This is a genomic window from Reyranella sp. (assembly GCF_044224635.1).
GTDB lineage: Bacteria > Pseudomonadota > Alphaproteobacteria > Reyranellales > Reyranellaceae > Reyranella.
On the sequence record NZ_JBGAKA010000048.1, the window covers coordinates 38,500 to 65,064 of the forward strand.

The following is a 26,565-nucleotide window of genomic DNA, read 5'->3' on the forward strand; positions in this document are numbered from 1 at the left end:
GAATGTGCCGGCCTGTGGCTCGGTGTTGCAATGCGATGGGTGTCATCCCGAGCGCAGCGGGGGTACTGCGTCAGACGGTAGAGAACTTCTTGCCTTCCTGCACCAGCTTCTTGAGCAGCGGCGCCGGCTCCCAGAACGGGTCGCCGGAGGCATCGCGATATTTCAGCAGGGCGTCGTGGATGGTCTTGAGGCCGACCACGTTGTCGGCCCACCACATCGGGCCGCCGCGGTAGACCGGCCAGCCATAGCCGTTGACCCAGATCACGTCGATGTCGAGGGCGCGTTGCGCCATGCCTTCCGCGAGGATCTTGGCGCCCTCGTTGACCATCGGAAAGAGGCAGCGTTCCTGGATCTCCTGGTCGGAGATGGCGCGCCGCGTGATGCCGAGCTTGCGGGAATTCTCCTCGATGATCTTCTCGACCTCAGGGTCGGGGATCGGCGTGCGGTCGGGCAGGTTGTACTTGTAGTAGCCGGCGCCGGTCTTCTGGCCGAAGCGGCCGAGCTCGCAGATCGCGTCGGCGACGTAGCCGGTGTAGCGCACGTTGCGCTTCTCCTTCTCGTTCTTGCCCTGGCGGATGCGCCAGCCGACGTCGTTGCCGGCGAGGTCGCTCATGGCGAACGGGCCCATCGGGAAGCCGAAATCGTAGATCACCTTGTCGACCTGATGGGGCAGGGCGCCTTCCTCCAGCATGTAGGCCGACTGCACGCCGCGCTGGCGCAGCATGCGGTTGCCGACGAAGCCTTCGCAGACGCCGACCAGCACCGGGATCTTGCCGATCTTCTTGCTGAGCGACATCACGGTGGCGATGACGTCCTTGGAGGTCGCCTTGCCGCGCACGTTCTCCAGCAGCTTCATGACGTTGGCCGGCGAGAAGAAATGCATGCCGATCACGTCGCCCGGCCGCTGCGTGTAGCCGGCGATCTGGTTGACGTCGAGGCCCGAGGTGTTGGTCGCCAGCACGGCACCGGGCTTGGCGACCTCGTCGAGCTTCTTGAAGACGCGCTCCTTCACTTCCATGGTCTCGAACACCGCCTCGATGATGACGTCGGCGTCCTTGAGGTCGTCGTAGGACAGCGTCGGCGTGATCAGCGCCATGCGCTTGTCGACGTCCTCCATCTTCATGCCGCCGCGCTTGGCGGTGTTCTCGTAGTTGGTGCGGATGGTCTTCAGCCCGCGATCCAGGGCTTCCTGCTTGACCTCGAGAAGGGTCACCGGGATGCCGGCATTGGCGAAGTTCATGGCGATGCCGCCGCCCATCGTGCCGGCGCCGACGATGCCACCGCTCCTGATCTCGCGCTGCGGCGTGTCGGCCGGCACGTCGAGCACCTTGGCCGCCTCGCGCTCGGCGAAGAAGTAGTAGCGCTGCGCCGCCGATTCCGACGAGGTGAGCAGCTCGACGAACAGCTCGCGCTCGCGCTTCATGCCCTCGTCGAACGGCAGCTCGACCGCGGCCTGCACGCACTTGATGATGTTCCACGGCGCCTTGAAGCCGCGGGCGCGGCGGGCGATCGCCTTCTCGGTCTCGGCGAACAGGTCGGGCGATTCCAGGGTCACCGAGAGGTCGCGCACGCGCCGGCGTGGCGCGTTCTGGGCGACCAGCATCTGGGCATGCGCCACCGCGCCGGCCAGCAGGTCGTCCTCGACGATCGCATCGATGATGCCCTTGCTCTTGGCTTCGGGGGCGGGGATGTGGCGGCCCGAGATGATGGCGTCGAGCGCGTACTTGGCGCCGGCCAGCCGGGGCAGGCGCTGCGTGCCGCCGGCACCGGGCAGCAGGCCGAGATGGACCTCGGGCAGGCCGACCCGGGTCGACGGCAGCGACACCCGGTAATGCGCGCCCAGCGCGGTCTCGAGCCCGCCGCCCAGCGGCGTGCCGTGCAGGGCCGCCACGATGATCTTCGGGCAGTTCTCCATGGTGGCGATGACGTCGTTCAGGTTAGCGCCTGCGGGCGGCTTGCCGAACTCACGGATGTCGGCGCCGGCGATGAAGGTGCGGCCGCCGCCGATCAGCACGATGGCATCGATGCCGGGGTCGGCGGCAAAGGCGTCGACGCCCTCCTTGATGCCGTCACGCACGGCCGCAGCCAGCGCGTTCACCGGCGGATTGTTGACGGTGAGAATGCCGATGCGCCCCTGCGTGGAGCGTAGCACTGCGTCGGACATGGACGTTCTTCCCCTGATTTCTGCCGGTTGGCGACGGCTGTCTTTAGCAATCCCGGAGCGCGCCGCCCAGCGGCCTTGGGTTCCGCGATGCGATGATCGCACGCTGGCGTTCTCCGCTAGCAGTCGCTATGCATCCCCGCAGAAGAAAAGCTCATGGGGGCATGCGGGAAATGACGACGAGACGGACCCTGTTGCGCGCCGCCGGCGGCCTCGTTCTGGCTGCGCCGGCGATCGTTCGGGCACAGACGACAATGTGGCCGACCAAGCCGATCACCATCGTGGTCAACTTCCCGCCGGGCGGCCTGACCGATGGCATCGCCCGGGCCTTTGCCCAGCATGTCCAGCAGGCCACCGGCCAGCAGGTGATCATCGACAACAAGCCGGGAGCCAGCGGCAACATCGGCGCGGCACTCGTCGCCCGCGCCCCGGCCGACGGCTACACCTTCCTGCATTCGGTCTCGGGCACGCTGGTGGTGAACCGGGTGATGTTCAAGTCGATGGGCTTCGATCCGGACAAGGACTTCACCATCGTGTCGGGCACACCGTCGGGCGTGCTGCCGATCGTGGTGCTCAAATCCGTGCCGGCGACCAATCTCAAGGAGTTCGTCGAGTACGCTCGCACCAACAAGGTGAATTTCGGGTCGTGGGCGATCGGATCGGCGGCCCACATCTTCGCCCAGGCGCTGAACGAGAAGTTTGGCCTCAAGATCGAGGTCGTGAATTACAAGGGCGAAGCGCCGATGTGGCAGGACATGGGCGCCGGCTCCCTGCAGGCGGCGATGGGCAGCCCGCAGGCGATGAACGCGTTGCTGGTCAAGGGCGACGTCAGGCCCATCGTGGCGCCGGGCCGCGTGCGCTACGCGCGCCTTCCCGATCTGACCACCGCCGCCGAGCAGGGCTTCACCGATGAGGCGTTCCTGCCGCGCGGCTGGCTGGCGTTGTCCGCGCCGGCGGCGACGCCCAAGCCGATCGTGCAGAAGATGTCCGATCTCTGGGTTGGCGCCGCCGAGTCGGAGCCGGGCCGCAAGATGATGGAGAGCTTCGGTCTCACCGAGAAGCCGCTCAACCACCAGGAGGTCACGGCCGACTTCGAGCGGCTGAAGGCCACGGTTATCCCGCAGATCGTGGCGCTCGGCATCACGCCGGAGTAGGCTCGGGGCGACCGGGCACGACTCCCGGTCGTGACAACAACAATCGATATGGGAGTGAACCAGGATGAGTATCACTCGACGTCACGTCGCGGCCGCCGGCGTGCTGGCGCTCGCCGCTGCTGCTTTGCCGGCTCGTGCGGAGTCGGCCGACGAAGCCGCGGTCAAGAAGGCTGTCGACGATCTCGGCAAGGCGATGATCGCCGCCGACAAGGCCAAGCTCGACGCCCTGCTGTCCGATCAGCTGAGCTATGGTCATTCGGCCGGCCGCCTCGAGACCAAGGCCATCTTCATGGATGTCGTCGCCGGCAAGAGGACGATCTACAAGTCGATCACGCTCACCGAGCCTACGGTCGCCGTCGCCGGCAACAACGCGATTGCGCGGCATACGATGGCCGTCGAGACTGAGACCGACGGCAAGCCCAGCTCGGCCAAGGTCGGCGTGCTTCAGGTCTGGGTAAAGGACGGCGCAAACTGGAAGCTGCTGGCGCGGCAGGCCTTCCGGACCTGAGCGTCCTCGACGATGGCGCGCACGTCGCTCTGCCAGTCGCTGCGCGCCCTCGGCCGGGCGACCTGCGCCATCACCGCCTCTGAAGGGCAAGGTCCGTTCTCCGTTGTCCTGTTGATCCATGGCGGCGGCGCCACCCACGCCATGATGCTCGATCAGTACCCGCCCTTCGTCGAACGGATCGTCTCCGATCAGATCGCGTTCCTGAGACGACACCTGAGCGAAGGACGCGATCCGGACTAGACTGTCGCATGTCTAAAATTCGCTTCGACGGCCAGGTTGTCGTCATTACGGGAGCTGGGCGAGGGCTCGGTGCAGCCTACGCCCGGCTGATTGCAGCGCGAGGAGGATCCGTCGTCGTCCATGACGCGGGCGTAGCGGGCGATGGCAGCGGGTTCGACCCGTCGATCGCCGATGCCGTGGTTGCGGAGATCACGGCGGCGGGTGGCCAGGCCGCGGCTTGCTACGACAATCTCGAGGAGCAGGCCGCCGGCGCCGGGATCGTCGAGTTTGCAGTCGCCCGCTTCGGGCGACTGGACGCGCTGATCCACAATGCCGGGCTCGTCGTCTTTGCCAACCTCGAGCAGAGCGATCCGGTGCTGTGGCGGCGCATGCTCGCGATAGGCGTCGACGCGCCCTTTCATCTTGCCCGCGCGGCCGTGCTGCACATGCGGCGGCAGGGTTATGGGCGCATCGTCCTCACCACGTCGGGGCGGGCGATGCGGATCGAGGATTGCGTGCCTGGGCTGATCGCCTATTCGACGGCGAAGATGGCCCAGGTCGGTCTCATGGTCGGGCTGGCGGCGGAGCTGCAGGGCAGCGGCATTGAGGTCAATGCCATCTCGCCGGTGGCGGCGACGCGCGTGCTGCGCCGGCATGCGCCTGAACTGTTGCCCGAGCTGGTGGCGCCGGCGGTGGCGTTCCTGGCATCGCCGGCCTGCGACAGATCGGGCGTGGTGATCGATGCCGCAGGCGGCCGGTTTGCAGCCGGCTTCTGGCAGCACGGTGAGGCGGTCGACCTCGGACCGGCGCCTGTGCCACCCGAAGGGTTTGCCGAGCTGTGGCGTCGCGTGGCCGGGCGCGACGGCGCTGCTAAGGCAGGCTAGTCTCGGAGCAGCAAGGGGAGATCAATGGCATTCGCCGGCATGAACTTTCAGGGCATCCTCATCGGCGCCAAGGGTGTCTGATGACGAACAGGCGCCCGCGTATCGAAGGTTACGCCATCGTCTCGCACGAAGGCATGATCGCCCTGTCCGACGGCTCCTTCCCCAAGCAGCTCGAGATCCCGGCCGATCAGGCGTTCTATCGCCAGTCGCTCGCGCGAGCGTCGGCGATCGCCAACGGTCGGCATTCCGCCGAGGGTGGTCCGGGGCAGAAGGATCGCAAGCGCATACTGCTGACGCGTCGTGTCCAGCGAGTCGTCGTCGATGCCGACAATCCCAACGTCGTGTTGTGGAATCCGGCAACGGCGTCGTTCGACGAGGCGTGGCAGCGACTGGGCGTAGACGACGGCACGCTGGCGGTGGTCGGAGGCACCGATGTGTTCGCCCTGTTCCTGACCTTGGGCTACGACGCCTTCTTCCTCACACGTGCGGCGGCGAGCGTGCCACATGGCCGCCCCGTCTTTCCCGGCGTCGGCAATGGTGTCACGCCTGAGGAGGTGTTTGGCCGATACGGCATGGTGCTGCGCAACACGCGGCTTCTCGACCCGCTGACCCCTGTGCAGGAATGGGGGCCTAAGGCCTGAGACGGCGTGAGTTCAGTCAAGCCCCGCGGCCATTCCTTCCATGAACATGCGCTGGGGGCGCGCCACTCATAGACGCTTTAGCCACAAAGCGACCTCACCCTGAGGGCGGCTGTAAGCCGCGTCTCGAAGGGTCGGCAACAGAGCGGGTGTGGCGACACCAGTTTTCCAACGATTTCGTTGGGGCCCATCCTTCGAGACGGCCGCTACGCGGCCTCCTCAGGATGAGGATTTGTTGAGCCTTCGACCAAGGCTAGCGCCTATGACCGCCACTCCCGTGGCGCTCATGGGAGCTGTGATCGACGAGAAGAGCGCCACAGGAGTGGCGCGCTCCCAGCCATGACCGACTGTGCTGCCTAACGACCGGCTTCGCTCACCAGCAAACGCTCGGCGGCCTCGACGAACGCCGTCAGGTTCTGCGAGCTCACGCCGTCGGTCGCGATCGTCCGGTAAAGTCGCGCCATGCCATCGTAGATGTCGCCGCCGATCGCGGGTTCGCCGATGAATTCGGCGATCTCCGACATCTCGCCATCGAATCGGTAGGCCTTGGGCAGCATGCTCGGCACCGAGCGCGTCAGCCAGGCGAGCAGCTGCGGCTGGCTGGTGCGCAGCTCGGCCGCCAGGTCGGCCGCGGCGCCGGCACGGGTGGCGGCCAGCATCATGGTGGCGCCGAGCGCCGTCAGGCCCTTGGTGATGCCGGCATAGGACATCTTCAGCGCCGATGCTGCGCCGATCGGTCCGTCGACCACCCGCACATCGAGGCCGTGCTTGCCCAGCACCGTCAGCGCCTCGGCGTCGGGGCCGGAGGCGTAGATGACGGTGCGTGCGCCGGCTTTCGGCGGGCCGCCGATGATCCCGGCGTCGACGACGCGATCGCGGGTTCCGGTGAACCGCCGCGCGACGTCCTGCATGGTCTGCGGGCTGATGGCATTGCAATCGGCGTAGAGCCGCCCGGGCCTGCTCGCCGCGATATCGGCTACCGTCGCGGCGATCGCGGGCGCTTCCGATGGCGGGACGATCGACAGGACGAGGTCGGCATTCTCCAGATCGGACCAGGTGCCGGCGCGCACGCCCGCAGCCTCTGCGCGCTTGCGGCTCGACGCGCTCCGTCCTTCGAGCACCGATACGACGTCGATGCCGGACTCGACCATGCGGCCGGCGACGGCGCTTCCCATCGCGCCCAGGCCGAGAACGGCGACGACACCTACGCTATCGACCATGGGGCTCTCCTGGCAAAGCTTCGAAAGCATTGGTTGCGGATGAACACGGAATCCTGAGCATGAATTCTGTCATCCTGAGCGCTGCGAAGGATCCCATCGCCAGAAGCTTCACCATACTCTTGTGGCGAGCGGCGATGAGGTCCTTCGCTTACGGCACTTGCTTCGCAAGTGCCTTACTCAGGACGGCAGAAGTCTCATGCGATCTCGGACTCAAGCGAGACTTCACCCCAGCTAAGGTGCCTGCTCCAGGCTGGAAACTTCGTTGGTGAGGGTGGTGCGCCGCATATCGCGCACCTCGGCGTAATCGTAGCGACGGGCGCGATGCATGGTGACGCGATTGTCCCACATCACCAGGTCGTGCGGCTTCCAGACATGGGCGTAGACGAGCTGGCGCTGCGTGGCGTGCTCCGTGAGGTCGCGCAGGAAGGCGCGGGCTTCCGGCACCGGCCATCCTTCGATGCCGCCGGCATGGCTCGCGAGATAGAGCGACAGGCGGCCGGTCGTCGGATGCTTGCGCACCAGGCGCTGGCGCACCGGCGCCCATTTCTCGCGCTCGGCGTCGGTGAAGTCCGTGAAGCCGAGAATGCCGCGCGAAAAAATCTGGCTGTGCAGGCAGATCAGGTCGTGGACCTCGTGCTTCGTCGCCTCGTCGAGCGTGTCGTAGGCGGCGCGCATGTCGGCGAACTCGGTGTTGCCGCCGGTCGGTGGGATGTGGCGCGCCGACAGCAGGGAGTACTTGGCGGGGATCTCCTTGAACGAGCTGTCGGAGTGCCACAGCTGGTTGCCGAGGCCGAACAGGCGGCGGCGATCGTCGCGCGCCAGGATCTTGTTGTTCTTGTCGAGGTTGGAGATGTCGTTCAGGTCCATGCTGACCCGGCGGTCCTCCGGTGCGGCGATATCACCGGTGGCCAGTTCGAGCGGGCCGAGGCTGCGGCTGAAGACCAGCTGCTGGTCGTCGTTGATCTTCTGGTCGTGGAATACCAGCACGCCGAATTCGTCCATGCCGGCATGGACCGTGGCGACCTCCTGCGGCGACAGCGGACGCGAGAGGTCGAGACCGGAGACCACGCCCGCAAAGAAGGCGCGGTTCACGGGGTCGATGGGTTGAATGTCGATCGTCATGGGCCGAAGTCTACTGCGAACCTGGACGGGCGGCGAGAGCACGGCTGGCGGTTCACCATACCGCGCTGCGGTAGGCGAAGGGGCGCGCCACTTCCGTGGCGCTCTTTCACTTTTCCTCCCCAACTCTGTTGGGGAGTGCCGCCGTCTTCGGCGGCGGAGGGGTCATGAGCCCCAGGCTCGACCCTCTCCCATGACTCATGACCCCTCCGTCGCGTATGACGCGACACCTCCTATGAAAATCGGGGCGGGCACCGCCCCGATTTTCTCAGCATCGTGGTGCGCGCCGGCGTGCTGGGGGTCTCCCCAGCGAAGCTGGGGAGGCGGAGACCGGCCTAAGCCGTCGGCAGCTTGTAGTCCCCGAAGTGCTTGCGCAGCGCGGTCTTGAGGATCTTGCCGGTGGCGCCGTGCGGGATGGCGTCAATGAACTGCACGTCGTCGGGCATCCACCATTTGGCGATCTTGCCCTCGAGGAATTTCAGCAGGTCAGCCTTGGTGACGTCGGCGTCGGGCCGGCGGACCACGATCAGCAGCGGCCGCTCGTCCCACTTGGGATGATGCACGCCGATCACCGCCGCCTCGGCGACGCCGGGGCAGCCCATCGCCGCATTCTCGAGGTCGATCGAGCTGATCCATTCGCCGCCCGACTTGATGACGTCCTTGGAACGGTCGGTGATGACGACCGAGCCGTCCGACTCGATCCTGCAGACGTCGCCGGTCTGGAACCAGTCGTCGGTGCCGAACTGGCTCTTGCCGTCGCCCTTCATGTAGCCCTTCACGATCCACGGGCCGCGCACCACCATGTTGCCCGACACCGAGCCGTCGCTCGGCAGGTCCTTGCCGGCATCGTCGACGATCTTCATCTCGCAGCCGAACACTGGGCGGCCCTGCTTGGCGGTGATGGCGAAACGCTCCGCATCGGGCAGGTCGCGCTCGCCCCTGTTGAACCGGGTGAGGGTGCCGAGCGGGCTCATCTCGGTCATGCCCCAGCCCTGCGCCACCTCGACGCCGTGCTCCTTCCAGAAGCGCTCGATCATGGCGAGCGGCACGGCGGAGCCGCCGATCAGGGTGCGCTTGACCGACGACATCTTGAGCTTTTTCTGGGCGCAGTAGTCGAGCAGGGCGAGCCACACGGTGGGCACGCCGGCGCTGAGATTGACCTGCTCCTTGTCGAGCAGCTCGTAGATGCTCGCGCCGTCGAGCTTGAAGCCGGGGAACACCAGCTTGGTGCCGCACATCGGGCCGGCATAGACCAGCCCCCAGGCATTGGCATGGAACATCGGCACCACCGGCAGGATGGTGGTGTCCGGCGTCATCGCCAAAACCGGCCCCGAGCACATCATCATGGAGTGGATGACGGTCGAGCGGTGCGAATAGAGCACACCCTTGGGGTTACCGGTCGTTCCCGACGTGTAGCAGAGCGACGACGCCGTGCGCTCGTCGAAGACAGGCCATTTCAGGGTCCCCGGCTTGTCCGCGATCAGCTCCTCGTAGCACAGCAGGTTGGGAACCTTGGACGACGCGGGCATGTGCGCGCGGTCGGTCATGACCACGACGTGCTTCACCGTCTGGAGCTTGTCCCACACACTCTCGACGACCGGCAGCAGGTTCAGGTCGACGAAGAGGACCTGATCCTCGGCGTGATTGGCGATGTAAGCCACGTGCTCGGGCGCCAGGCGCGGGTTGAGCGTGTGCAGCACGGCGCCGATACCGGAGATGCCGAAATAGAGCTCGAAGTGGCGATAGCCGTTCCAGGCGATGGTACCGACCCGATCGCCGAGCTTGATGCCCAGACCCTCCAGCACCTCGGCGATCTGCTTGGCGCGCTTGGCCGCGTCGCGGTAACCGTAGCGATGGACCGGCCCCTCGACCGTGCGCGAGACGATCTCGACCTCGGGGTAGTAGGCGGCGGCGAAGTCGATGATCTGCGAGATCAGTAGCGGACGGTCTTGCATCAGGCCGAGCATGGCGTTTCCCTTGTTAGGCGTGCCGCTCGATATGCAGGCTTCGGAGGCTGGCGAGCGGTTTCAAGTCAGGTTCTAGACCGAGTCCTTGGCCGCCGGGAAGCGATACGCAGCCGTTGTGAACGGTCAAAAGGTCGCCCAGCAGCCCCTCGCGCAGCGGATTGGCGTTGGCGTCGACCTCGAGCATCCCCGGCCCGCGAACCGCCGCCAGCAGGTGCAGGGAATGCAACAATCCAATCGCCCCGCCGAGATAGTGCGGGCAATAGGTGCGGCCGGCTGCCAAGGCGGCCCGCGCCACCGGCAGGCAGCCGGAATGACCGCCCCATTTGGCGACGTCGGGTTGGAGGATGCCGAACACACCCGAGTCGACTGTCGTCTGGAATTGACCGGCGCCGCGCAGGTTCTCGCCGACGGCCAGCGGAGCGGGCGCGACGGCGGCGACCTGGGTCCATTCGGCCGGTGGCCGATCGGCCATCAGGGGTTCCTCGATCCAGCCCAGATTGAACGCCGCGAGCCTGGGTGCCAGTCGACACGCGGTGGCGAGGTTCCAGGCTTGGTTGGCATCGACCATCAGCCGCTCGCCTTCGCGCAGGCGGGCAGCGACCGGCCGCAGGGAAGCGAGGTCGGTCTCCTCGCCGAAGCCGATCTTGAGCTTGAAGGCGCGGTAGCCGGCAGCGCGACTGCGCTCGACGGTGTCGGAAGCAGCCTGCCCGGGATTGATGCCTGACGCGTAGACCGGCACCGGACCGTCGTCGCGGCCGCCCAGGGCGCGCCACAAGGGCAGGCCGCGCTTGCGCGCCCGCAGGTCGTGGATCGCGAGATCGAGACCGGCGGCTGCGGCCGAGAAGCCGCCTGCATCGCCACTCTGGATGCGCAGGACGTGCAGGGCGCGGTCGATCTCCGCCCACAACGCCACCGGATCGTCGAGCGATCTCCCCAGCGCCCGCGGCGCCACGATATCGGCGAGCAGGCGTGCGCGGTATTCGGCGCCCGCATTGGGGAAATTGCACCACACCTCGCCCCAGCCGCGCGCGCCGTCGCTGTCCTCAGCGCGCACGAACACCGCAGCCCGCTCGGTCATGGTGCCGAAAGAGGTGCGCACCGGCTCCGCGATGGGCGCGCGAAAGACATACGCCTCGACCCGGGCGAGGACGGGGGAGGTCATCTAGACCGCGATGATCATGCTCCTCCCCAGCGAAGCTGGGGAGGTGTCGCCGTCATACGGCGACGGAGGGGTCATGAGTCTTCGCCGGGAGCGCGCCACTCCGTGGCGCTCTTCTCTTGGTGATCGTACACCGCATGAGCGCCACAGAGTGGCGCGCTCCCGGCCTATGACCCCTCCGTCCGCGATTACGCGGACACCTCCCCAGCGAAGCTGGGGAGGGGGATGAGAAGCTTCGTCGCTCACTCGGCGGCGTCGCGGTTGGCGTCGGCCAGCAGGTCGTAGGTCCGCTTCTGATACTGGACCATGTAGTCGGTGTACGACGTCGTGGGATATCTGGGCGGCTTGTCGGGGCCGACGGTGGTCGGCACGGCGGCCACCGGCCAGTCGATGTTGCTGTCGCAGAAAAAAGCCAGCGCATAGCGTTCGCCGCCGCTGCGGTTGATGGCGCGATGCGGCGTCGCCAGGAAGGCGTCGTTGGTCCAGCGCTGCAGGAACTGGCCGCCGTTGACGACGTAGGCGTTGGGCAGGGCCGGGGCATCGATCCACTGGCCGCTTTGGGTGCGGATGGAGAGGCCGGGCACCTCGTTGGGCGCCAGCAAGGTAAGAAAGCTCGTGTCGGTGTGCGGGGCGATGCCGAACTCGTCGTCGACCGCTGCATCCTGGTGCGGATAGTGGGTCATCCTGAGCTTGTACTGGCAGTCGCGGAACGGCCCGTCGAACCAGGTTGCCGGCAGGCCGAGGGCACGGGCGTAGAGTGGCACCAGCTTCAGCACGAGCCGCTCCATGGTGTCGCAATAGCCGGCGACGCTCTCGCGGAAGCCCGGCAGGTTGGCCGGCCATTGATTGACGCCGCGGAAGCGCCGGTCGACCCGGGCTTCGGGATGATCGGGCGGCAGGTCGCGGGCGATGAACAGCGCCTCGTTGAAGTTCGCCCGCGTCACCTTCTGCACCGTCGAGGTGCGCAGCGTGTCGCCGCGCATCGGCAGATAGCCGACATTGTGCCGGTCGATGCGGATCTCCATTTTCCGCTCGATCGGCTGGGAATGGAAACGCGCGGCCTGGTGGAACGCGTCGCGGATCTGCTCCGGCGGCACGCCGTGATTGACGATGAAGTAGAAGCCGATTTCGGTCAGCGCGAAGCGCAACTCGGCGGCGGCGGCCTCCATCGCTCCCGGTTGCCCCGCCAGATACGGCCCGAGGTCGATGACGGGGATGGTCTCGGTCGTGCTCACGTGAAGGCCTCCGGCAGGGTCCGTGGCGAAGTAATCAATCCTCCCCACCTACGCTGGGGAGGTGTTGCGTCATACGCGACGGAAGGGTCATGAGCATCGCGACTGTGGCCCTTGACCCCTCCGTCCGCGATTACGCGGACACCTCCCCAGCGTAGCTGGGGAGGATCAGGATGCTTGCTTCGCACTCGACTGGCCTCATTCAGCGGCTTGCAGGTCGGGCGCGTTCAGCACGTCGTAGTTCCGCTTTTGATACCAGGCCATGTAATCGGTGTAGTAGGTGGTCGGGTACTTGGGCGGCTTGTCCGGGCCCACTGTGGTGGGCACGGCGGCGACCGGCCAGTCGATGTTGCTGTCGCAGAAGAACGGGATGGCGTAGCGCTCGCCGCCGCTGCGGTTGATGGCGCGATGGGGTGTCGCCAGGAAGAAGTCGTTGGTCCAGCGCTGCAGGAACTGCCCGCCGTTGACGACATAGGCATCGGGGATCGCCGGAGCATCGATCCAGGTGCCGGCCTGCGTGCGGATCGACAGGCCTGGCACGTCGTTGGGCGCCAGCAGGGTGAGGAAGCTCGTGTCGGTGTGCGGTGCCAGGCCGAACTCGTCCTCGACGGGGCCATCCTGGTGGGGATAGTGGGTCATGCGCAACGAGAACTGGCAGTCCTCGAACGGGGCATCGAAATAGTTCGCGGGCAGGTCGAGCGCGCGCGCGTAGATTCGCACCAGCTTTTTCACCAGCGCTTCCATGGTGTCGCAGTAGCCGACGACGATCTCGCGGAAGCCCGGCAGCTCGCTCGGCCAGCGGTTGGCGCCGCGATAGCGCCGGTCGGCCAGCACGTCGGGATGATCGGCCGGCATCTCGCGCTTGACGAAGAACGCCTCGTTCAGGTTGGGCTTGGTGCCGCTCTGCACGGTCGAGGTGCGCAACGTGTTGCCGCGCATTGGCAGGTAGCCGGTGCCGTGCGGGTTGATCTTGTAGGCGAGCTTGCGTTCCACCGGCAGGTCATGCACGCGCTTCACCTGATCGAACACGCCGCGGATTTGCTCGTGCGGCACCCCGTGGTTAACGATGAAATAGAAGCCGATCTCGGTCAGGGCGAACCGGAGTTCCTTGGCCGTCCGATCCAGCGCGCCCGCCTCGCCGGCGAGGTACGGGCCGAGGTCGATGACGGGGATAGTCTCGGTGGCCATGGCGCCTCTCGAATTTGTTACGGAACATGACGATACTGCCGAGCGCCGGCAAGGGTCCAGCCACGTGCCGATACCGGACGCGATGACTGGTCATTGCATCTTGCATGCCATGGCGCGGTTCGGCGGGCCGTTCATAGGGGAGTCATGGGCCGGGAGCGCGCCACTCCGTGGCGCTGATGTCATTTTCCTCCCCAGCTTTGCTGGGGAGGTGTCGGCGTCTTCGCCGACGGAGGGGTCAATGGCACAGGAGGGGTTGCTCATGACCCTTCCGCAGCAAAGCTGGGGAGGAGGGAGAATGAGATGAGCGCCACGGAGTGGCGCGCTCCCGGCCCATGACCCCTCCGTCGCCGTATGACGGCGACACCTCCCCGGCGAAGCTGGGGAGGAGGATCAGTGAGGGAGGTTTGGCGTGTTCTTCGGGATACTGGCGTTCGGCGTGGCGGCAGCCTTCACGGGGGCGGCCTTCTACATCACCTTCGCCGAGCAGCCGGCGCGGCTCATGCTCGACGACCGGGCGATGCTGGTGCAGTGGAAGCCGGCCTACGCCCGCGGCTACGTCATGCAGGCGAGCCTGGCGATGCTGGGCTTCCTGCTCGGCGCCGCCGCCTGGTGGACGACGGACGACCTGATGTGGCTTGCCGGCGCCATCGCGCTGGTCGCCAATTGGCCCTACACGATGTTGATCATCCTGCCGGTCAACAATCGGCTCAATGCCGTCGAGCCCGATCGGGCTGGCCCGGAAAGCCGTGCCCTGATCGAGCGGTGGGGCCGATTTCACGCCCGGCGGACGATGCTCGGCGCGGCGGCCAGTGTCCTGTTCCTCTGGGCCGCCTGTCAGCCGGTCGGCAGCTTGTAGTCCTTGAAATCCTCGCGCAGCTTGGTTTTCAGGATCTTGCCGGTCGCGGTGTGCGGAATGGCATCCACGAACTGTACGTCGTCGGGCAGCCACCATTTGGCGACCTTGCCGGCGAGGAATTCCAGCAGCTCCGACTTGTCGACCGTGGCGCCGGCCTCGCGATGCACGATCAGGAGCGGACGCTCGTCCCATTTGGGATGAGCGACGCCGATCACCGCCGCCTCGGCCACGGCCGGATGGGCCATGGCGGCGTTCTCGAGGTCGATCGAGCTGATCCATTCGCCGCCCGACTTGATGACATCCTTGGAGCGATCGGTGATCTGCATGTAGCCGTCGGGATCGAGCGTGGCGACATCGCCGGTCGGGAACCAGCCGTCTTTCAGCACCTCGCCACCCTCGCCCTTGAAGTAGCCCGAGGTGATCCACGGTCCGCGCACCAGCAGGTCGCCGAACGCCTTGCCGTCGCGCGGCAGTTCCTTGCCGGAATCGTCGACGATCTTCATGTCGACGCCGAACGGCGGGCGGCCCTGCTTCAGTCGCACCTCGAGGAGCTCCTTGGCGGGGAGACGGGCGTGCTTGGCCTTGGGATGATTGACCGAGCCGAGCGGGCTCATCTCGCTCATGCCCCAGGCATGCAGGACCTCGACGCCGAACTCCTTGTCGAACGCCTCGATCATGGCCGGCGGCGCGGCCGAGCCGCCGATCACCGCGTATTTCAGGGTCGAGAGCTTGAGATTGTTGGCGCGCATGTGGTTGAGCAGCGCGAGCCACACGGTCGGCACGCCGGCAGTGAAGACCACGCCTTCCTTCTCGAACAGCTCGTAGAGGCTGGCGCCGTCGAGCGCCGGGCCCGGGAACACCAGCTTGGCGCCGACCAGCGGGCCGCTATAGGGCAGCCCCCAGGCGTTGACGTGGAACATCGGCACCACCGGAAGCACCACCGACCGGGCCGACAGGCCGAGCGTATCGGGCAGGGCGCTGCCATAGGCGTGCAACACGGTCGAGCGATGATGGTAGAGCACGCCCTTGGGGTTGCCGGTCGTGCCCGACGTGTAGCAGAGCGAGGAAGCGGTCCGCTCGTCGAATTCCGGCCACTCGTAGGCGCCCGGCTTGTCCTGCAGCAGCTCCTCGTAGACCAGCAGGTTGGGAACGTTGAGACCGGCCGGCAGATGGGCGCGATCGGTCATGGCCACGACGTGACGCACCGACTTGAACTGCGGCAGGAGCTTCTCGACCGCGGGCAGAAGGTTCAGGTCGACGAACAGCAGGCGATCTTCGGCGTGGTTGACGATGTAGACGATCTGCTCGGGGAACAGCCGTGGATTGATGGTGTGGCAGACCGCGCCCATGCCGGAGATGCCGAAGTAGAGCTCGAAATGGCGGTAGCCGTTCCAGGCCAGGGTGCCGATGCGGTCGCCCGGCTGGATGCCGAGGGCGATCAGGGCCTCGGCAACCTGCTTGGCGCGCATGCGGGCGTCCCGGTAGGTGTAGCGGTGGATGTCGCCTTCGACCCGCCGCGACACGATTTCCGTGTCACCGTGGTTGAGGGCGGCGTGGTCGATCAGCTGTTGGATGAGCAGGGGCCGATCCTGCATGAGGCCGAGCATCGGGACGTCTCTCTGGTCGTGTGTTGGGGCCTGTTCTGGCGGGGTTGGGCCGTTTGGCCTAGGGTGATCCGGCATCCTTTGGGGGTAAACCGATGATGCGGTCAAGATATCGGTTTGGCGCGCTGGCTGGAGGCTGGGCGGCGTTCTGGGCGACGGTTGCCGTGGCCGACTCGGCCTACAATACCGAGGCGGGCACCACCGGGTCGTTCCTGAAGCTGCTGACCGAGCGCCTCGAGTTCACGCTGAGGGAGATTCCGGCGCTGGGTGCCCATTTGACGGGTCTACCGGGTCAGATCAGCGATCGCGTCGCCCTGCTGCTCCTGGGCATCGTGGCGGCGGGCCTGCTGGCAGAGTTCCTTGTCCGTCTGCTGCTCAGCCGGGCGCGGCTGCGCGGTTTCGATCGCCTGGTGGGCCAATCGCCTTTGCGCGCCTTCGGACGGGCGCTGCTGCTCGATGTGCTGGCGCTGGTGGCGCTGGGCGTCGCCGGACGGGTCGTCGTTGCCCAGATCGGCGATCCACAGAGCGTTGGCAACAAGCTCGGGCAACAGGTCTTCGCCGCGATGCTCTACTGGCGCTCCTTCAATCTCGTGTTCCGGGCTTGGCTGCGGCCAGGTACGCCGGAAGGGCGGATCGCGCCCATCGACGATGCCGCGGCGCGCGGCCTGCTGATTGCGCTGAACTGGGTCATCGTGCTGCCGCTGCTGGGCAGCCACATCGCCCGTGCGCTGGAGGTAACCGGCGCGGCTCGCGAGGTGATCAGCGCTGCGGTCATCCTCTATGCGCCCCTGATTGCGGCTTGCCTGCTGTGGGTGGTGTGGCACTGGCACAAGGAGATGGCGGCATGGCTTTCGGCCATGGTGTCGCCGAACCGGATCGGCCGGCGTCTCAAGCTCGACACCGCCGTCCGCTGGTGGGTCTTCGGCCTGCTCTTCTACGCCATGATGGGCTTGGCCGCGGTCTATGCGGCCTTGACCGAGGCGAACATGGCGGCGCGCGGCTTGACCATCATCGAATCGGCCCTGATCGCGCTCCTGTTGTTCGAGACGCTGATGCACCGGATCAGACGTCATATCGTCTCGGAATTGCCCATGGCGGGCGACGTGGTCGCCGACTGCCTGCGCCTGGTCGCCAGGCTCTACGTCGTCATCCTGGTGGTCGACGCCATGATGGTGCGCGTGCTGGGCGCCATGACGGCGGCCGAATGGGCGACGCATGATCGCGGGGCCAAGATCGCCGCGGTGACGGCAGTGGCGATCTACGCGCTATGGCGCTTCATCCGCTACCGCATGGATTCGTATATCGCTGCCAACCCACTGCCCTCGGCCGACGCCACGGGCGATGCCGAGGAGGACGTCAAGGTGGCAGCCTCGCGCCTGCGGACCTTGATGCCGCTGTTGCGCGCCATCACCGGCGCCACCATCCTGGTGGTCGGCGGCCTCCTTGTGCTGGCGGAGCTCGGCGTCAACATCACGCCACTGATCGCCGGCGCGTCGGTGTTCGGCCTGGCGGTGTCGTTCGGCAGCCAGTCGCTGGTGCGCGACATCGTCTCCGGCGTCTTTTTCCTGGCCGAGGATTCGTTCCGCATCGGCGAGTATGTCGATTGCAGCAGGGTCAAGGGCACGGTCGAAGGCTTCAGCGTGCGCTCGCTGAAGCTGCGCCATCAGAACGGCCAGCTGCATATCGTGCCGTTCGGCCAAGTCGGCCACATCACCAACTTCAGTCGCGACTGGACGGTGGTGAAGTTCAACCTGGCCTTCGCGCCGGGTACCGACATCGAGCTCCTGCGCAAGACGGTGAAGAAGCTCGGCCTCGAGATGGCCGAGGACCCGGCTTTCAAGCCGATCATCATGCAGCCGCTCAAGATGCAGGGCGTGGTCGACATCAAGGACAGCCAGGTGATCGTGCGCTTCAAGTTCATGGCGCGGCCCAAGAACCCGAGTATCATCCAGCGCACCGCCATTCGCCGCATGTACGATACCCTGCCCGGGCTCGGCATCCGTTTCGCCACGCCGACGATGACGGCCTATCCGACGCCGATGATGCCCGGGGGCGTCCCGGCAACTGTGGCCTCGCCACCGGCGGCAGCTCCGGCGCCATCCCCGACGCCGGCCAACTCGCCAACCGCACCGGAAGCCAAGGTGGCGGCGGAGTAGGGGGAGCGCCGTGCCTCCCCAGCGAAGACGCTGGGGAGACCCCCAGCCCGCCGGCGCGCACCACGATGCTGAGAAAATCGGGGCGGTGCCCGCCCCGATTTTCATAGGAGGGAAAAAGACCTGCATGGCGCCCGCTCGTCGCGCGAGGCTAAGATGCCCCGTCCTCATATTTGGGAGAAGCAATCATGGAAAAGCGCAAGCTCGGACGGTCGGGGCTCGAATTTGCCCCGATCGCCTTTGGCGGCAATGTGTTCGGCTGGACGGCCAATGAGGCGACCTCGCACAAGCTGCTCGACGCCTTCGTCGATGCCGGATTCACCTTTGTCGACACAGCGGACGTCTATTCGCGCTGGGCGCCCGGCCATAAGGGGGGTGAGTCGGAGACAGTGATCGGCTCGTGGCTGAAGAAGGACCCGAAGAAGCGCGACAAGGTGCTGATCGCCACCAAGTGCGGCATGGAGATGCCGAATGTCGGCCAAGGGCTGTCGCGCAAGCACATCATCGGGTCGGTCGACGCTTCGCTGAAGCGGATGAACACCGACTACATCGACCTCTACCAGTCGCATCGCGACGACAAGGATACGCCGATCGAGGAGACGCTGTCGACCTACGGCGAGCTGATCAAGGCGGGCAAGCTGCGCGCCATCGGCGCCTCCAACTACGAGGCGCCGCGCCTCGCCGAGGCGGCCAAGGTCGCCAAGGAGAAGGGCTTGCCGCGCTACGAGAGCCTGCAGCCGCACTACAATCTGGTCGAGCGGCCGCTGTTCGAGGATGCGCTCGAGCAGGAGTGCCTGAAGCAGGAGATCGGCGTCATTCCCTACTGGTCGCTGGCCAGCGGGTTCCTGACCGGCAAGTACCGCTCCGAGGCCGATCTCGGCAAGAGCCCGCGCGGTCCGGGCGGCGTGAAGAAGTACCTCAACGAAAAGGGCTTCAAGGTGCTGGGCGCGCTCGATGCGGCGGCCAAGAAGCACAACACCAGCAACACCAGCGTGGCGCTGGCGTGGCTGCTGCAGCGCAAGGCGGTCACCGCGCCGATCGTCAGCGCCACCAGCCTCGAGCAGCTCAAGGATCTGCTGGCGGCACCGGCGGTGAAGCTCGACGCCGAGTCGATCGCCGCCCTCGACAAGGCGAGCGCCTGAAGCGCGTCATTGCGCACGCCGATCGCACGCGAGCCGGATCGGAGAAGATGGTAGAATGAGCCATGCTCATCTTCCGCCAGCTCTTCGACCCGACCTCGTCGACCTACACCTACCTCCTCGGCTGCAGCGCCACCCGCGAGGCGCTGCTGATCGATCCCGTGTTCGAGCAGGTGCGCCGCGACGCCGCCCTGATCGCTGAGCTGGGACTGACGCTCACCTGGACGCTCGAAACCCATGTCCATGCCGATCACATCACCGGAGCATGGCTCCTGAAGCAGAAGCTCGGCAGCAGCATCGCCCTGGCGACGGCATCGGGGGCCACCGGGGCCGATCGGTTGCTGGCCGACGGTGACCGGGTCGAGTTCGGCCGGCGTGCGCTGGAAGTTCGAGCAACGCCGGGTCATACGTCGGGCTGCCTGACCTACGTGCTGGACGACGAGAGCATGGCGTTCACCGGCGATTGCCTGTTGATCCGCGGTTCGGGCCGCACCGACTTCCAGCAGGGCGATCCGCGCCAGCTCTATCGCGCCGTGCGCTCGCGCATCTTCTCGCTGCCCGAGGGCTGCCTGCTCTATCCGGCGCACGACTATCGCGGCCTTACCGTCACCAGCGTTGCCGAGGAGAAGCGGTTCAATCCGCGCCTCGGCGGCGAGGTCGGCGAGGGCGACTATGTCGGCTACATGAAAAACCTCGACCTGCCGCATCCCAAGAAGCTCGACGAGGCAGTGCCGGCCAACTTGCGCTGCGGCCAGCCGGGCAACGATACCGAAGTGCCGCCCGATCCGCACTGGGCGCCGCTGCGCTTCACCTTCGGCGGCGTCTGGGAGGTCGAGCCGCATTGGCTGGAGGAGAATCTGGCCATCGTCAACGTCCTGGATGTCCGCGAGCCGGCGGAATTCAGCGGGCCACTGGGCCGGATTCGTGGCGCAACCCTGATCCCGCTGGGCGAGCTTGCCCAGCGCGCCGCCGAGCTGCCCAAGGGCAAGCCCATCGTCACCGTGTGCCGTGCCGGCAGCCGCTCGGCTCATGCCACGGCGATCCTGACCAAGGCGGGCTTCGCAGAGGTTGCCAACCTGCCCGGCGGCATGTTGCGATGGCGGGCGGAAGGGCGCAGCGTCGACGGAGGTTCGCACTAGCGTTCAGGGTGGTTGATGGACGTTCGGGCTTGGTTGCACGGACTGGGTCTGGGCCAGTACGCCGAGGCGTTCGAGGCCAATCACATCGATGGCCCGATGCTGCGCGGCCTGACGGCCGACGACCTGCGCGAGCTCGGCGTGGCCTCGCTCGGGCATCGCAAGCGTCTCCTGGAGGCAGCGGCCGATCTCGAGACCGATGAGCCGGAAGAGGTCGCAACGACACCCGAACGGCGCCAGGTCGCCGTGCTGTTTGCCGATCTGTGCGGCTTCACCGAATTGTCGACGTCGGTCGATGCCGAGGAGCTGCGTCGCATCGCCGGCCGCTTCCTGGCGCGCGCCGATGAGATCGTCGTGGCGCGCGGCGGCACCGTCGACAAGCACATCGGCGATGCGACCATGGCGATCTTCGGCGCGCCGATCGCCCATGAGGACGATGCGCTGCGCGCTGTCGCCGCGGCCGACGATCTGCAGCGCGCCATGGCCGCCCTGTCAACGGAGCTGGGGCGCGACCTTGCCACACATGTCGGCATCGCTCTTGGCGATGTCGTGGCCGGCGAGGTTGGCGGCAATCTGCGCAGCGACTACACCGTCGTCGGCGAAGCAGTGAACCTGGCGGCGCGCCTGGTCGGCGAAGCCGGGCCAGGCGAGACGATGATGAGCGAGGCGGTGTGGCGACTCGTCGCCAGCCGCGTGCGTGCCGCCGCGATGGGCGAGCGGGCCCTGAAGGGCATTGCCCGGCCACAGCGCTTTTGGCGGCTCGATGGCCTGGGGGAAGGGGCGGCGTCGACGCGTCTGCCGTTCGTCGGCCGCGAGGTTGAGCTGGCGCAGGCCTCGGCCGTGCTGTCGACGGCGCAGCCGGGCGCCCTGCTGCATCTGCGCGGCGAGGCGGGCATCGGCAAGAGCCGGATGCTCGCCGAGATCCTGGCCGGCGCGTCCGGGCAGGGTTTCACACCGATCATGGCGCATGCCGTGGATTTCGGCACGGCCCGCCGGCAGGTGCCGCTGCGGGTTCTGGCCGAGACGTTGATCGGGCACCGGCCGCAGTGGATCGAAGAGCGCTCGGTCGATGCGCACCTGCGGGCCGCGGTGCTCGACGTCGTCGAGCGCCCGATGCCGCCCGATCTCGCCGCACCATATCGCGCGATGGAGGACGGCCGACGCGCCGCGGCGCGGGCCGAAGCGGTGGCGGAGCTGACGGCGACGGTGACGGGCACGACCCCGCTCATCATCGTCATCGAGGACCTGCACTGGGCGGACGACACGCTGCGTGCCTTTGTGCGCCTGCTGGCGCGTCGCACGGCAACCGCCCGCCTGGTCGTCGTCACGACCTCGCGTCCCGAAGGCGATCCTGTCGACGCCGCCTTTCGCCGCGACCTCGCCGGCGTCTCGCTCGTCGTCCTGGAGCTGGGGCCGTTGCGCGGGGCCGCAATGGAGACTCTTGCGCGCGCTGCGGCCAGCAAGGTCGATCAGGCGGTCATTACGAGCTTCATCGATCGTTCGGGCGGCAACCCGCTGTTCCTCGAGCAGCTCGCCCTCAGCATGGCGGAAGCCCAGACCGCCGAGCTGCCCGGCTCGATCCGCGGGCTGGTTCAGGCCCGGCTGGATCGCCTGGCGCGCGCGGATCGCGCCGCGCTACAGGCCGCGTCGGTCTACGGCCAGCGTGTGCCGCTGGCCGCCTTGCGTGCGCTGGCGGGCAGCGACGGCTACGATCCGCGACCGCTGATCGAAGCCGGCCTGTTGATCGACGACGGCGGCGGCATGCTGGTTTTTGGCCATGCCCTCATTCAGGAAGGGACGTACGCCTCGCTGCTGCGCGAGACGGCGCGCCAGTTGCACCGTCGTGCCGCCGACTGGCTTGGCGAGGGTGAACCCGAGCTGCGTGCCCAACACCTCGACCGCGCGGGGGATCCGACTGCGGCCGACGCCTATCGCCTCGCCGCCGATGCCCTGCGCCGGTCCGGCCGTCTGTCGATGGCGCGGGAGCGGGCCGAACGAGGCGTGCAGCTCGCCGCTTCGGACGCGCAGCTCGTCGCCCTCTCCTTGTTGGCGGGCCATCTCCATCTCGATCTCGGATCGCCGCGGAATGCACGCGATCGATTCGCCGCGGCGCTCGGCAAGGCGGTCGATACGGCCGACCGCGGCGAGGCGGAGCTCGGCATGGCGGCAGCGCTGCGGATCACCGACGATCTCGCGGGCGCGGAGCAGGCCCTCGATCGTGCACAGGCGGCGGCCCGATCCGCCGGGCTTCTCGAGCTTGAGTCACGCTGCCATCACATGCGGGGCAACCTGCTCTTCCCACGCGGTCGCGTGGACGAGTGCATGTCCGAGCACCGCCAGGCGCTGGCGTTGGCCGAGCGGGCCCAGTCGCCCGAGCTTGTTGCACGCGCGATGGGCGGGCTCGCCGATGCCCACTACGCCCAGGGTCGCATGCGCTCGGCCAGCGAGGCGCTGGGTCGATGCATCGATGCGGCCCGGCGCGCCGGTGCCGGCGCGGTCGAAATCGCCAACCGGCCGATGGCTGCCATTGCCGAATGCCATCTGCTCGACCTTGCGACGGCGCGCGAGTCAGGCGAGACCGCGCTTGCGCTGGCCTGCCAGGCGCAAAATCGCCGTGCCGAGCTGATTTCCCTGCACGGGCTGATCATGGGCGCCATCGAGTCCGAGAATCCCGAATGGGGATTGCCGCTCGTCGAGCGCGCCAACCAGATCGTCACCGAGTTGGAGGCCTGGCGCTTCTACAGCGAGAACCAGATCTTCGCTGCGCAGCTCCACGTCGCCAATAACAGTCGCTCGAAGGCACTCGCGATCACGCGCGAGGCCGTCGATCACGCGCGGAAGCATGCGCTGCACTTCATGGGCGCGGCGGTTCTCGGCATCGGCGCCAGCATCAGCGACGAGGCGTCGGAACGCGATGCCTGGCTGGCCGAGGGCGAGTCGCTGCTTGCCGTCCAGACCCTGGGTCACAACCACCTCTTCTTTCGCGGCTTCGCGATCGAGGCCTGCCTGATCGGCGGTCGATCCGATGAAGCGCGCCGTCACGCGACGGAGCTCACGCGCTTCACGGCCAGCGAGCCCATGCCCTTCACCGACCTGATCGTGGAACGCGCCGGTCTGCTTGCCAATGCCCTCGACGGCAGGTTGTCTGCCGAAGACCGCGCCAGGCTGGCCGAGCTCGCGGCGCGCGCCGAACGCGTGGGCTACCGACGCCTCGCGAGGCCGATGAGGGCGACCCTGTCGGTGTGAGCCCGAAGATGTGCTGGGAGCGCGCCACTCCGATGGCGCTCATCTTTTCAATCACAGGTAGGAGGCCGCGCGTCACCACCGTGCGGTGGCCCTGGCGCCCGGGGCGACGTCGGCTTCGGTCGGCGCCTGCACCTTCTGCATATGCTCGTAGCGCTGGGCGGCGAACCACAGGGCGTAGTCGCCGAACTTGATCGGCGGATACTTGGCCGGGCCGCAGGTCGGCAGGCAGTCGATCACGGTGTCGTGGTCCGGGTCACAGAAGAACGGCACGGCATAGCGCAGCTGGCCCGACACGTTGCGCACGCGATGCGGCGTCGACAGGAAGCGCTCGTTGGTCCAGCGATGCAGGATGTCGCCGCCATTGACCACGAAGGCATCCTCGACGCCCGGCGCATCCATCCAGCGCCCGCCCGGCAGCTGGATCGACAGGCCCTGCACCTTGTTGGGCGGAAGCAAGGTCATGAAGCCGGAATCGGTGTGCGGCACCAGGCTGGCGACCGACTCGTCTGCGCCGTCGATCACCGGGTAGCGCGACATGCGCAGGATCATGTGTGGCCTGGCGAAGCAGGAATCGAAACGGCCCTCGGGCAGTTCGAGCGCCAGCGCGTAGAGCTTCACCAGCTTCTGGCACAGCGCCTCGAGCGTGCTCATGTAGGCCAGCATGTTGCTGCGGAAGCCCGGCAGGTCGCTCTCCTGCGGCCATTTGTTTATGGCGTGGAAGCGGCGGTTGCTCAGCACGTCGGGGTCATCGGTGCCGCGCTCGCGGCGCAGGAAGTAGGCCTCGTTCTGGCTCGGCTTCTTGCCCTGGGCGGCGGCGTTGGGCGGCGGCTTGCGGGCGATCGGCATGTAGCCGATGTTGTGCTCGTCGACCTTGAGCGCGAGCTTCTGCTCGATCGGCTGAGCGTGGAAGCGCGCCGCCTCGGCATAGGCCGTATCGATCAGCGCCTGCGGCACGCCATGGCCGCGCAGGTAATAGAAGCCGACATTCTCGAAGGCGAAGCGCAGCTCGGCAGCGGCGCGCTGGGCGGCACCCGGCACGTCGGCCAGGTAAGGCGCGACATCGATCAACGGGATCTCGCCGCCGACCATCGTGTGTTGCATCTTTGACCTCCGATTCCAGGCAACGCTATCATGCTGGTGCCGGCGCATGCATCTGCGACTTCTATGGGCTGCCTTGCGCCAATGATCGGCGAAACGTCCACAGCGTGGCGAACGAGATCGTCGCGGCCGCGATCATCATGAAGGCCGGGCTCAAATCGACATCGGTCCGTTCGACCAGCCAGGTCGCGGCCAGCGGCGTCATCCCGCCCAGCAGCCCATTTGGGATGTTGTAGCCCAGCGCGATCGCGGTGCAGCGCACCGACGGCGGCGTGGCCTCGACCATGAAAGCCGGCGTCAGGGCCGAGACGGAGCCGACCAGGATCACCAACGCCACTTGGCCCGCGGCAATGGGCAGCGTCGCGTTCTGGTGCATGAGCAGGAAGAGGGGAACAGCGCTCACAATGGCGGCAGCCATCGCCGCCAGCATGAGGGGGAGGCGCCCGCCGATGCGGTCGCTCATCCAGCCTGCCGCCAGGAGAATCGGGATCATGGCCGCCATGCTCGCAGTGTTGATGGTCAAGGCGCGCGCCGGGTCGACACCGTCGACGCCCTGTAGCCAGCTGACCAAGTAGAGGAAGACCAGGTAGAAGCCGACGGCGAGAAACACCGTGACGCCGGCAAGGCGCACGACCAGCCAGAAGTGGTGGTGCAGGGTCTCGACCAGCGGCAGTCCGGCGGACATGCCGGCGATATCCGCGACGCCGACTGACTTGCGCCGCAACAGAAATCCGGCGATCGCGACGAGAAACCCGAACAGGAACGGCAGCCTCCAACCCCAGCTCTCGAGGGCTTCGGGCGAGAGCAGGACAGCAAGAATCGCGCCGGTCGCCGAGCCGGCCAGGACGCCGAGCGTGCCGCCGCAGCACGCGATTGCCGAGAAGAGGCCGCGCCGCCCGGGAGGGGCATGCTCGACCAGGTAGGTGAAGGATGTGGTCCATTCACCGCCGACCGACAGGCCCTGGATCATGCGCAGGAGCGTCAGCAGCACGGGGGCGGCTTCGCCGAGCGTGTGGTAGCCCGGGAGGACTCCGACCAGGAGGGTCGGTGCGGCCATGGCCGTGATCGAGAAGATGAGCGCGCGCTGCCGGCCGTAGCGATCGCCGATATGGCCGACCAGCACGCCGCCCAGGGGACGCACGACGTAACCGACGGCGAAGATGCCGAAAGCGGAAAGGATCTGCGCCACGGCATCGGCCTGCGGGAAAAAGGCGCGGCCGATCTGGGCGGCGAAGTAGCCGTAGATGGCGAAGTCGTACCATTCGAGCAGGTTGCCGATGCTGCCGGCGACGATGATGCGCAGTCTCAGTCGGCTATCCACGGCCCCGCTCCGGTCAGGCGAAGGCTGCGAGGAACGGTTCGTCGCCGCTCGCCGCGAGGGTGGCCACGCGGGCTGCGAGCGGGCTGCGCACCTGGCGCTTCACGGTGATGAAAACCGGCTGGGCGGCGAGGCTCGCGGCGCTCTGCACGGCTTCGGCGACGAGCTCATGGGCGGCATGGCGCGCGTCGATCACGCCAGCCTCGATCAGCGTCGCGGAGTCGACCATCGCGCTCGACAATGTCCAGCGCCGCAGCAGGGCGGGGGGCAGCTCGCTGCGGATGATATCGGCCGGTCCGGCGGGGAAAGGAATGCCCGTAGCCGCTTCCGTCAGGCCGAAACGCGCCACCGCGCCGTTGACGGCGGCGAGGTCGAGCGTGTTCACCGGCGGACGATCGATCGTCAGCACCAGCGTCCTGCCCACCTGGGTCGACGTGAGGCTCATCGTCCCCCGGTAACACACAACGGTTGGCGTTTGTGAATCTCTCGACGGCAACTCAGGGTCTTCTGGACCTGTCCCGCCCGCTCATGTGCCGGGAGTGCGCCGCTTCAGGCGGAGGTTGCTC

At 67.1% G+C, this 26,565-nt stretch carries 21 protein-coding genes; 10 read left to right on the forward strand and 11 right to left on the reverse strand.

The window, feature by feature from the left end; all coding sequences use genetic code 11:
• Positions 1-70: 70 nt before the first annotated feature.
• Positions 71-2,164 (reverse strand): 3-hydroxyacyl-CoA dehydrogenase NAD-binding domain-containing protein, encoded by a 2,094-nt coding sequence (locus ACILR9_RS30295; protein ID WP_395713710.1) that lies wholly within the window; start codon positions 2,162-2,164, stop codon positions 71-73.
• Positions 2,165-2,334: 170 nt separating this feature from the next.
• On the opposite strand from ACILR9_RS30295, the gene ACILR9_RS30300 reads away from it, so the two are divergent.
• The 5 genes from ACILR9_RS30300 to ACILR9_RS30320 all read left to right on the forward strand — a co-directional run bounded on the left by ACILR9_RS30300 (position 2,335) and on the right by ACILR9_RS30320 (position 5,567).
• A complete protein-coding gene (locus ACILR9_RS30300) occupies positions 2,335-3,315 on the forward strand; it encodes a Bug family tripartite tricarboxylate transporter substrate binding protein (protein ID WP_395713711.1) in 981 nt (326 codons plus the stop codon).
• Between the two features lie 64 nt (positions 3,316-3,379).
• Entirely contained in the window at positions 3,380-3,823 is a 444-nt protein-coding gene (locus tag ACILR9_RS30305; protein ID WP_395713712.1) for a nuclear transport factor 2 family protein, read from the forward strand.
• 12 nt (positions 3,824-3,835) lie between these two features.
• Positions 3,836-4,063, forward strand: a complete 228-nt coding sequence (locus tag ACILR9_RS30310) for a hypothetical protein (RefSeq protein WP_395713713.1) — start codon at positions 3,836-3,838, stop codon at positions 4,061-4,063.
• Positions 4,064-4,071: 8 nt separating this feature from the next.
• Positions 4,072-4,926 (forward strand): SDR family NAD(P)-dependent oxidoreductase, encoded by an 855-nt coding sequence (locus ACILR9_RS30315; RefSeq protein ID WP_395713714.1) that lies wholly within the window; start codon positions 4,072-4,074, stop codon positions 4,924-4,926.
• 80 nt (positions 4,927-5,006) lie between these two features.
• Positions 5,007-5,567, forward strand: a complete 561-nt coding sequence (locus ACILR9_RS30320) for a dihydrofolate reductase family protein (RefSeq protein WP_395713715.1) — start codon at positions 5,007-5,009, stop codon at positions 5,565-5,567.
• Positions 5,568-5,920: 353 nt separating this feature from the next.
• Here ACILR9_RS30320 and ACILR9_RS30325 read toward each other — a convergent pair whose 3' ends face one another.
• From ACILR9_RS30325 to ACILR9_RS30350, 6 genes are all read right to left on the reverse strand, one after another.
• On the reverse strand, positions 5,921-6,784 hold the full coding sequence (locus tag ACILR9_RS30325) for a DUF1932 domain-containing protein (protein WP_395713716.1): 864 nt from the start codon (positions 6,782-6,784) through the stop codon (positions 5,921-5,923).
• Between the two features lie 231 nt (positions 6,785-7,015).
• Positions 7,016-7,906, reverse strand: a complete 891-nt coding sequence (locus ACILR9_RS30330; protein ID WP_395713717.1) for a TauD/TfdA dioxygenase family protein — start codon at positions 7,904-7,906, stop codon at positions 7,016-7,018.
• Between the two features lie 332 nt (positions 7,907-8,238).
• Complete coding sequence (locus ACILR9_RS30335; protein WP_395713718.1) at positions 8,239-9,870, reverse strand: long-chain-fatty-acid--CoA ligase; 1,632 nt, start codon at positions 9,868-9,870, stop codon at positions 8,239-8,241.
• Between the two features lie 13 nt (positions 9,871-9,883).
• On the reverse strand, positions 9,884-11,032 hold the full coding sequence (locus tag ACILR9_RS30340; protein WP_395713719.1) for a mandelate racemase/muconate lactonizing enzyme family protein: 1,149 nt from the start codon (positions 11,030-11,032) through the stop codon (positions 9,884-9,886).
• Positions 11,033-11,271: 239 nt separating this feature from the next.
• On the reverse strand, positions 11,272-12,264 hold the full coding sequence (locus ACILR9_RS30345; RefSeq protein ID WP_395713720.1) for an isopenicillin N synthase family dioxygenase: 993 nt from the start codon (positions 12,262-12,264) through the stop codon (positions 11,272-11,274).
• A gap of 195 nt (positions 12,265-12,459) precedes the next feature.
• Positions 12,460-13,449 carry an isopenicillin N synthase family dioxygenase gene (locus ACILR9_RS30350; RefSeq protein ID WP_395713721.1) on the reverse strand — a complete coding sequence of 330 codons (990 nt, stop codon included), beginning with the start codon at positions 13,447-13,449 and terminating at the stop codon, positions 12,460-12,462.
• Between the two features lie 409 nt (positions 13,450-13,858).
• Here ACILR9_RS30350 and ACILR9_RS30355 point away from each other — a divergent pair, with 409 nt between their 5' ends.
• Positions 13,859-14,305 carry a DUF1772 domain-containing protein gene (locus ACILR9_RS30355; protein ID WP_395713722.1) on the forward strand — a complete coding sequence of 149 codons (447 nt, stop codon included), beginning with the start codon at positions 13,859-13,861 and terminating at the stop codon, positions 14,303-14,305.
• Here ACILR9_RS30355 and ACILR9_RS30360 read toward each other — a convergent pair.
• The gene (locus tag ACILR9_RS30360) at positions 14,284-15,912 is read right to left on the reverse strand and encodes a 3-(methylthio)propionyl-CoA ligase (RefSeq protein WP_395713723.1); all 1,629 of its coding nucleotides are present in this window, start codon (positions 15,910-15,912) and stop codon (positions 14,284-14,286) included. The genes ACILR9_RS30355 and ACILR9_RS30360 overlap by 22 nt on opposite strands.
• 92 nt (positions 15,913-16,004) lie before the next feature.
• Here ACILR9_RS30360 and ACILR9_RS30365 point away from each other — a divergent pair, with 92 nt between their 5' ends.
• The 4 genes from ACILR9_RS30365 to ACILR9_RS30380 all read left to right on the forward strand — a co-directional run bounded on the left by ACILR9_RS30365 (position 16,005) and on the right by ACILR9_RS30380 (position 23,583).
• Positions 16,005-18,065: a mechanosensitive ion channel family protein gene (locus tag ACILR9_RS30365; protein ID WP_395713724.1), complete on the forward strand. Its 2,061-nt coding sequence runs from the start codon at positions 16,005-16,007 to the stop codon at positions 18,063-18,065.
• 185 nt (positions 18,066-18,250) lie between these two features.
• The gene (locus ACILR9_RS30370) at positions 18,251-19,204 is read left to right on the forward strand and encodes an aldo/keto reductase (RefSeq protein WP_395713725.1); all 954 of its coding nucleotides are present in this window, start codon (positions 18,251-18,253) and stop codon (positions 19,202-19,204) included.
• 62 nt (positions 19,205-19,266) lie between these two features.
• Positions 19,267-20,340, forward strand: a complete 1,074-nt coding sequence (locus ACILR9_RS30375) for an MBL fold metallo-hydrolase (protein ID WP_395713726.1) — start codon at positions 19,267-19,269, stop codon at positions 20,338-20,340.
• Positions 20,341-20,355: 15 nt separating this feature from the next.
• Positions 20,356-23,583, forward strand: a complete 3,228-nt coding sequence (locus tag ACILR9_RS30380) for an adenylate/guanylate cyclase domain-containing protein (protein ID WP_395713727.1) — start codon at positions 20,356-20,358, stop codon at positions 23,581-23,583.
• Between the two features lie 72 nt (positions 23,584-23,655).
• Here ACILR9_RS30380 and ACILR9_RS30385 read toward each other — a convergent pair whose 3' ends face one another.
• The 3 genes from ACILR9_RS30385 to ACILR9_RS30395 all read right to left on the reverse strand — a co-directional run bounded on the left by ACILR9_RS30385 (position 23,656) and on the right by ACILR9_RS30395 (position 26,408).
• Entirely contained in the window at positions 23,656-24,684 is a 1,029-nt protein-coding gene (locus ACILR9_RS30385; protein ID WP_395713728.1) for an isopenicillin N synthase family dioxygenase, read from the reverse strand.
• Between the two features lie 61 nt (positions 24,685-24,745).
• Positions 24,746-26,002 carry an MFS transporter gene (locus ACILR9_RS30390; RefSeq protein WP_395713729.1) on the reverse strand — a complete coding sequence of 419 codons (1,257 nt, stop codon included), beginning with the start codon at positions 26,000-26,002 and terminating at the stop codon, positions 24,746-24,748.
• A gap of 13 nt (positions 26,003-26,015) precedes the next feature.
• Positions 26,016-26,408, reverse strand: coding sequence for a hypothetical protein (locus ACILR9_RS30395; RefSeq protein ID WP_395713730.1), 393 nt, complete (start codon positions 26,406-26,408; stop codon positions 26,016-26,018).
• Positions 26,409-26,565: the final 157 nt, after the last annotated feature.

What these genes read in the sequence shown, in the direction of transcription:
- ACILR9_RS30295 (WP_395713710.1), bottom strand. Translation starts at nt 2,164, where the DNA reads ATGTCCGACGCAGTGCTACGCTCCACGCAGGGGCGCATCGGCATTCTC.
- ACILR9_RS30300 (WP_395713711.1), top strand. Translation starts at nt 2,335, where the DNA reads ATGACGACGAGACGGACCCTGTTGCGCGCCGCCGGCGGCCTCGTTCTG.
- ACILR9_RS30305 (WP_395713712.1), top strand. Translation starts at nt 3,380, where the DNA reads ATGAGTATCACTCGACGTCACGTCGCGGCCGCCGGCGTGCTGGCGCTC.
- ACILR9_RS30310 (WP_395713713.1), top strand. Translation starts at nt 3,836, where the DNA reads ATGGCGCGCACGTCGCTCTGCCAGTCGCTGCGCGCCCTCGGCCGGGCG.
- ACILR9_RS30315 (WP_395713714.1), top strand. Translation starts at nt 4,072, where the DNA reads ATGTCTAAAATTCGCTTCGACGGCCAGGTTGTCGTCATTACGGGAGCT.
- ACILR9_RS30320 (WP_395713715.1), top strand. Translation starts at nt 5,007, where the DNA reads ATGACGAACAGGCGCCCGCGTATCGAAGGTTACGCCATCGTCTCGCAC.
- ACILR9_RS30325 (WP_395713716.1), bottom strand. Translation starts at nt 6,784, where the DNA reads ATGGTCGATAGCGTAGGTGTCGTCGCCGTTCTCGGCCTGGGCGCGATG.
- ACILR9_RS30330 (WP_395713717.1), bottom strand. Translation starts at nt 7,906, where the DNA reads ATGACGATCGACATTCAACCCATCGACCCCGTGAACCGCGCCTTCTTT.
- ACILR9_RS30335 (WP_395713718.1), bottom strand. Translation starts at nt 9,870, where the DNA reads ATGCTCGGCCTGATGCAAGACCGTCCGCTACTGATCTCGCAGATCATC.
- ACILR9_RS30340 (WP_395713719.1), bottom strand. Translation starts at nt 11,032, where the DNA reads ATGACCTCCCCCGTCCTCGCCCGGGTCGAGGCGTATGTCTTTCGCGCG.
- ACILR9_RS30350 (WP_395713721.1), bottom strand. Translation starts at nt 13,449, where the DNA reads ATGGCCACCGAGACTATCCCCGTCATCGACCTCGGCCCGTACCTCGCC.
- ACILR9_RS30360 (WP_395713723.1), bottom strand. Translation starts at nt 15,912, where the DNA reads ATGCTCGGCCTCATGCAGGATCGGCCCCTGCTCATCCAACAGCTGATC.
- ACILR9_RS30365 (WP_395713724.1), top strand. Translation starts at nt 16,005, where the DNA reads ATGATGCGGTCAAGATATCGGTTTGGCGCGCTGGCTGGAGGCTGGGCG.
- ACILR9_RS30370 (WP_395713725.1), top strand. Translation starts at nt 18,251, where the DNA reads ATGGAAAAGCGCAAGCTCGGACGGTCGGGGCTCGAATTTGCCCCGATC.
- ACILR9_RS30375 (WP_395713726.1), top strand. Translation starts at nt 19,267, where the DNA reads ATGCTCATCTTCCGCCAGCTCTTCGACCCGACCTCGTCGACCTACACC.
- ACILR9_RS30380 (WP_395713727.1), top strand. Translation starts at nt 20,356, where the DNA reads ATGGACGTTCGGGCTTGGTTGCACGGACTGGGTCTGGGCCAGTACGCC.
- ACILR9_RS30385 (WP_395713728.1), bottom strand. Translation starts at nt 24,684, where the DNA reads ATGCAACACACGATGGTCGGCGGCGAGATCCCGTTGATCGATGTCGCG.